The following is a 3,552-nucleotide window of genomic DNA, read 5'->3' as shown; positions in this document are numbered from 1 at the left end:
CTTCCCAGGACAGCGTGGGGCCGGTGTAGTCCAGCGTTCCGGCGGTGGTGGTCGCGTCGCCGTTGTAGGCGGCGTCGTCGAGCACCGCGGTGAGGTCGTCGGTCAGCTCGGCGTCCAGGNAGGGGGTGGCGCCGGCGTTGGCCACCGTGATCGTGTAGGTCACCGTGCCGCCGGCGACGGTGCTCGCGNCGTCCGCGGACTTGGTGAAGGTGAGCAGGGCCGGGGCGGTGACCGGCACGGTCGTGGCGCACAGCTGGTTGCCCCCGCCGGCCGGGCAGGTCGACCCGGCGTCGTTCGAGACCACTGTCCCGGTGAGGGACTGGTCTCCCGGCACCGGGTTGTCGACCGTGGTGGTGAAGGTGATCGTCGCGCTGGCGCCCGGGGCGAGCGCCCCGGTCCAGGTGAGGGTNGGGGCGCTGTAGGAGACCGAGCCGGTGGTGGCGGCCGCGTCGTTGTTGTAGGCGGCGTCGTCGAGGATGCCGGCCAGCGACTCGCTCACGGTCGCGGCGGGGTAGCTCGACTGGCCCGTGTTCGCCACGCTGATGGTCCAGGTCACCGTCTGGCCGGGCAGCGCGGTCGCGGCGTCCGCGGACTGCTGGATCGTCAGCCCCGGGGTGAGGACCAGTACGGTCGCCCCGCAGCCGGCGACGGCGTTGCCCGGCGGGCAGGAGCTCCCCGCGGCGGACGAGGTGGACCGGACGGTCACCGCCTTGTCCCCGGGGTCGGGATCTCGCACCGTCGCGGTGAAGGTGACGGTCGCGCTGGCGCCGGGGGCGAGCGTGCCGGTCCAGGTGAGGGTGGGGGCGCTGTAGGAGACCGAGCCGGTGGTGGCCGCCGCGTCGCCGTTGTAGACGGCGTCGTCGAGCAGCCCGGTCAGCGCCGAGGCCACGGCGACGCCGGTGTAGGTGGTCTGCCCGCTGTTCGTCACGGTGGTCGTGTAGGTCAGGGTGCCGCCGGGCAGTGCGGCGGTGGTGTCCGCCGCGGTCGTGACAGTCAGGCCGNGGACGAGCACCGTGACCGACGCGGCGCACCGCGGGTCGGTGTTGCCGGGCGGGCAGTTGCTGCCCACGGCGCTCGTCTCCATCCGCCCGGCGGTGAGTGCCCCGGAAGGCGCGTTCGGGCGGAGCGTCACCGTCGCGGTGCCGGTGACCGTGCCGCCCACCGGGATGTCGCCGGTCCACTGCCCGCCGTTGCCGTCGACGGACGACGTTCCGGAGCTGGTTGTCCGGTCTCCGGCCGCCAGGATGTAGTCCGCGTCGGCGGTGGGCACGAAGGTGATGTTGATTCCGGTGTAGGGGGTCTGCCCAGTGTTCGTGTACGTGTAGTTGGTCTGGAGCGTGTCCCCGGGACTCGCGGTCGGCGAGCTGAACGAGACTTCCAGCGTCAGCTGGGCCACCGGGAGGGATACCGCGCAGCGGGTGTCCGGGCTGCCGCTCGCGCAGTTGCTCCCCGGGGTCGTCGAGGTGATCGTGTTGGNCAGGACGCCGTCCCCGGCCGCGGGGCTGTTGGTGGTGACCGAGTAGGTGATGGTCGCGCTCGCGCCGGGTGCCAGGTTGCCGGTCCAGCCCAGCGTGGGCGCCGTGTAGCCGGCGGTCCCGGCGGTGGCCGTGACGTCGCCGTTGTAGGCGGCGTCGTCGAGCACCCCGGTCAGCGGGTCGCTGAACGAGGCGCCGATGTAGGGCACCGGCCCGGTGTTCGACACGGTGATCGTGTAGGTGGTCACCCCGCCCGGGGCGGTCGTCGTGACGTCCGCGGTCTTCTGGATGGTCAGCTGCGGCACCAGGATCTCGACGGCGGCGACGCACGCCGGGTTGCTCGATCCGGGCGGGCAGTTGGAGCCGATTGCCGGCGACGACGCCTGGTTGATGATGAACCGGTCGCCGGGGTTCGGGTTGAGCGTCGTGACCGAGAAGGTGATGGTCGCGGTCGCTCCGGCGGCCAGGTCGCCGGTCCAGGTGATGGTCGAGCCGGCGTAGCCGACCGTGCCGGTGGAGGCGGTCGCGTCGTTGTTGTAGGTCGCCTGCAGCAGGACGGCGGACAGCGGGTCGGTGACGGTGACGCCGGTGTAGGCCGTCTCGCCCGTGTTCGCCACCGTGATCGTGTAGGAGATGGGATCCCCGGGGGCGACCGCGGCGGCGCTCGCGGTCTTGGTGATGGTCAGCCCCGGAGTGAGTACCGGCACCACCGAGGCGCACGGCGGCGTGGTCGAGCCGGGCTGGCAGGTGCTGCCCTCGGCGGTCGAGGAGATGAACGCTCGCAGCACCTTGTTGCCGGTGTCCGGATTGTTCACCGTCACGGACGCGGTGATGGTCACCGAGGCGCCCGGCGCGAGGTTGCCCGTCCAGGTCAGGCTGAGGGGGCTCGCCTGCAGCGTGCCGGAGCTGGCCTGCGCGTCGCCGCGGTAGGTCGCGTCGTCGACCACGTCGGTGAGCGGCATCGCGATCGAGATGCCCGTGTACGGGGTCTGGCCGGTGTTGACCGCCGTATAGGTGGTCCGGACGATTCCCGTCGGTTCGGTCGCGGTCACATCCGCTGCCACGGAGAGGGTCAGGGACGACACGGTCACGACGTTCGAGCAGGCCGGGTCGCTCCCGCCGACCGGGCAGGTGGTGCCCAGCGTGGGCGAGGTGACCGCGCTGGAAAGCACGCGGTCGCCGGTGTCCGGGTTGTTCACCGTCACCGAGTAGGTGACGGTGACCGTGGCGCTGGCCGCCAGGTGCCTCGCCGAGGTCACCGGCTGGGCGGGGGTGGTCCGGACATGGCGAGACCCCCCGACCAGGAAGGGCGAGGGGTCTCGGTCGACCGTATGCGCAGGTCAGGCGGGCAGCTCCACCCGGAACGGGATCGGGCTGGTGACCCCGCCGTCGGGATACTTCGGTATCTCGCCGTCCGAGTCACCGGCCGCAGCGTCGNGGGAGAGCGCGCCGAGCAGCTTCTCGTGAGGCACCGTGCCGGTGATCTCGATCCGAGGCGAAGATGTGTTGTTAATCACCTTCGCCTTCACATCGAGCAGGCGCAGCACCTCCGCCTGCTCGGCCAGGCCCATCGCACCGAGCCGGGTGGCGGCACGCTCGGCCAGCGCCCACAGGTCGCGCATCCGGTTCGACTCCGCGCGGGAGTCCGCCCGCCACTGCTGCAACGTCTGCTCGTGGCTCCTGGCCGCTGTCAGGTCGTCGCCGATCTGCGCCTTCGCCTCGTCCAAGGCACGGCGTTCGTCGTCGCTGTCGGCCATCAGGGCTGCCTTCGTGGCCCGGACCNGCGCCCGTTCCAAGCTGGCAATCCGGCGCCCGACCGCGTCGAGCTGGTCGCGCTCGACCACGACCGCAGACGCGCGCAGGCCGAGGTAGTCGCTGGCCAGCTCGATCAGCTTCTCGGGTCGCCGCAGCAGGTCCGAGACGGCATCCCAGACCCGCCCCTCGACCTCGTCCGCGTTCAGGTACCGGCAGTCGCAGCGTGGTCCGCCGTCCGCGCGCCACTTCCGGCGGCTGCACCGGTACTGACGAAGGTCACGGTCTCGACGCCACACCCCGCCGTAGTGCGAGCCGCACGGCG

The 3,552-nt window shown here is 72.0% G+C and carries 1 protein-coding gene and 5 pseudogenes; all 6 read right to left on the bottom strand.

Translation table 11 applies throughout. The features are described 5' to 3' along the window. Nucleotides 1–119: pseudogene (locus tag UG55_RS48065) on the bottom strand (hypothetical protein); the annotation flags it as partial. A gap of 1 nt (nt 120) precedes the next feature. Beyond that, nucleotides 121–188, bottom strand: a pseudogene (locus tag UG55_RS48060) (hypothetical protein); the annotation flags it as partial. Nucleotide 189: 1 nt separating this feature from the next. After that, nucleotides 190–409 (bottom strand): annotated as a pseudogene (locus UG55_RS48055) (hypothetical protein); the annotation flags it as partial. A gap of 1 nt (nt 410) precedes the next feature. Then, nucleotides 411–997: pseudogene (locus UG55_RS48050) on the bottom strand (internalin); the annotation flags it as partial. A 480-nt stretch (nt 998–1,477) separates the two neighbouring features. Continuing rightward, nucleotides 1,478–2,734: pseudogene (locus UG55_RS30320) on the bottom strand (isopeptide-forming domain-containing fimbrial protein); the annotation flags it as partial. Between the two features lie 524 nt (nt 2,735–3,258). Next, nucleotides 3,259–3,552 (bottom strand): zinc ribbon domain-containing protein (locus UG55_RS48045; RefSeq protein ID WP_206779420.1); only part of this gene is annotated, 294 nt, incomplete at both ends.

Source organism: Frankia sp. EI5c (assembly GCF_001636565.1).
Classification (GTDB): Bacteria; Actinomycetota; Actinomycetes; order Frankiales; family Frankiaceae; genus Parafrankia.
The sequence above is the reverse complement of the archived record's forward strand: the minus strand, read 5'-3'. Positions and strand labels throughout refer to the sequence as shown.